Origin of the sequence: Kangiella shandongensis (assembly GCF_020005365.1) — a bacterium.
GTDB lineage: Bacteria > Pseudomonadota > Gammaproteobacteria > Enterobacterales > Kangiellaceae > Kangiella > Kangiella shandongensis.
Window position 1 is genome coordinate 1 of record NZ_JACNML010000022.1, and the last position, 2,050, is coordinate 2,050.

Genomic DNA, 2,050 nt, shown 5'->3' on the forward strand with positions numbered 1-2,050 from the left:
CGCCTGATAAGCCTCTAATCGAACCTGCTCCTGCTCCGAGTAATTACTCCATTCGAAATTGTTAATATTCCCTTTATATTCTTCAACAACGTCTGGCATCTCATTAATACTGAACATGTGTTGTTGTGTCGTTGGCTGTTCACTCCAGTCGTTCAACTCTTTCACATTGACTGGGTGCATAAAGCGACGTCTAAATGCGGCGTCAGTCTCAACCTTCTCAACCATTTTCTGAGTTAACAAATTCGTCGTAAAACCAATATGCACCGTGTCGCTGTCTTCAAAAGCCCAGACGCTTTTCAGGGTTTGTCCCGCTGTCAGGTTGCCAGGTTTGTGATAATCCTCTAACGAAGCAAACTGCATTTCAGTGTAATTGCCTTTGCCATCGGCTTCCCAAATATATAAAGTCGCTTTTGTTTCATCATACAGGTACACATAACCAGAGCGTAAAGCTCTCGTGGTATAAAGCGCTCGTTTTAGTGGAGAGAAACCTTTTTCCAGGCGCGATCCACAGTCCACATTGTCGTATAAGTATTCTGACTGAGAGTCATCCTTGCGCGGCACGACGGCGTACCGTACCGGTACAATGGGTATCGTCCCAGCACAATTAGTTTCAGCGACACTTTGTCCTTCCTGTTGTTGTTTGGTGTTATCCGTTCCAGTGCTCATAATACTTCTCCTTCCGACTTCCCTTTTAACTCTTGTTTAAGAAGATAGTTCACGTTCTTGATTCTACGATTCGGATGCAGTTGAGTGTCTTGTAAAATCATTTTATAGGCCGGTCTTTCGACATAATTCTTGTAATATAAAAACAGTTCCACCCAGCGTTTTTTCAACTTTTTGTCCAGAACCTGGTATTCTTCCGCCTCGGCCAGTAATTGATAAATAACTTCGGTTAGCGCTTTTTCAGACAACTTCTGCAGGGCCATGGTCGGTTGTCGTTCAAAGTAACCAATTTCCCGATAATGTAAGGCATCGTTCAACAGACTTTTTCTGAACAGTAATAGCTCATCCCGATCGATCTGCTGGATCTCCTCCGCCGACCATATAAACCAGCCCATGTTTTTTTGTTCAGGTTCGTACCGATGACTGTTCTTGTAATTCATCCACTGATGCTTTGCTCCGACATTCTGCCGCCATATGACGTTTGAGATCGGCCCGAGCAGCTGGGCAAGTTTCTCTTCTGCCAAGGTGTCGACGTAACTCGCCAGTGTTCTTGGGTTATTGATTTTAAAATAGACCAGACCTTTGCCCTGCACCCTTACGCGTAACAAACTTCTGAGGTGTTCTATCAGTTCATTGGTCGAGTTTGCCGTTTGTAATAGAACACCAAAGCCTTCTACTGCCAGCGTTTCTGCAAAAAAATCGACTAATGCCGATTCCGGCTCGATTTCCACCAGACAGGGCCCCTGTCGATAATGCTCATTCCAGTCGGTGTCTTCCCACAGCCAGTGACATTTAACGTATCTATCCTGCTCTTTGATGATCTGGGGAAAATCCTTAACTTCCGGGATTTCCAGGTCGTCATCTTTTAATGGAACGTAAGCCCATTGCTCCACAGGCAATGCATCGACCAAAAGATACAGCGTGTTACTTTGCTCAATTTTTGAGTTGATCATAGTATGCTCAATGAGCTCTATTTCCATCGCTTGCTCCATCGCCTAGCCCTTTCTTGAACAGATTGGGCAGTTACCGCCCATACACTCTTCGGTAAATGGATGACCTTCATTCAGCTCACCCACCAGATTCAAACTATTCGACGGGTTGGCTTTACCGAAACTGATATTGGCGCCTTTCAAATTCACAGCCGATCCTTCCAGCGTTATGCCGCTGCTATCCAACGTAATAGAGCCACCGTTTACACCCAGCGTGATCTTGTCCTTTACTTCGATTTTATGAACTGTCGTTGCCGTTTTGATGCTATCTACGACTTCCAGATCATATTTGCCCTGAACCTTATGCTCATAATGTCCACCCACTTCTTCCCAGTGGTTGGCATAGGTGTATTCCTTACGGTGGTTGTTGACGTTCTCCAGCAGGTCTTTGGTAATTT

At 45.0% G+C, this 2,050-nt stretch carries 2 protein-coding genes and 1 pseudogene; all 3 read right to left on the reverse strand.

Features of this window, described 5'->3' with window-relative positions:
- The coding region (locus tag H7708_RS13350; RefSeq protein WP_223671352.1) for a toxin VasX at nucleotides 1-666 on the reverse strand (666 nt) is incomplete at its 3' end.
- Nucleotides 663-1,643: a DUF4123 domain-containing protein gene (locus H7708_RS13355; RefSeq protein ID WP_223671353.1), complete on the reverse strand. Its 981-nt coding sequence runs from the start codon at nucleotides 1,641-1,643 to the stop codon at nucleotides 663-665. The genes H7708_RS13355 and H7708_RS13350, both read right to left, overlap by 4 nt.
- A gap of 15 nt (nucleotides 1,644-1,658) precedes the next feature.
- Nucleotides 1,659-2,050, reverse strand: a pseudogene (locus tag H7708_RS13360) (hypothetical protein); the annotation flags it as partial.